This is a genomic window from Paenibacillus sinensis (assembly GCF_019904155.1).
Classification (GTDB): domain Bacteria; phylum Bacillota; class Bacilli; order Paenibacillales; family Paenibacillaceae; genus Paenibacillus_AQ; species Paenibacillus_AQ sinensis.
Genome location: NZ_JAHCMB010000132.1, coordinates 1 through 246 on the forward strand (window position 1 = coordinate 1; position 246 = coordinate 246).

Annotated in this window: 1 pseudogene; it reads left to right on the forward strand. The window is 35.0% G+C overall.

The annotated features are described in order from the left end of the window. Positions 1–246 (forward strand): annotated as a pseudogene (locus KIH86_RS15530) (AraC family transcriptional regulator); the annotation flags it as partial.

Here is a 246-nt window from a genome sequence, read left to right on the forward strand (position 1 = left end):
TTAGGAACAGAATTAGTACGACAACCTCATTTACATTTTGATTTGTTCTATAAAGAGGATAGCCCGGATGTAAAGGTTTCCTTTAAAAAACTAGAAGATATGACTGCGGATGAAATGAAATGGTTTCGAAACGACGATCTTGAGCAAATTATTCCTCAGATTCCCAGTCACATTCGGTTAAGGAATACCTTGGTTATCGAAAGAATCATCTTTGAAATCATAAAAGAATTTCAAATGACGTTACCC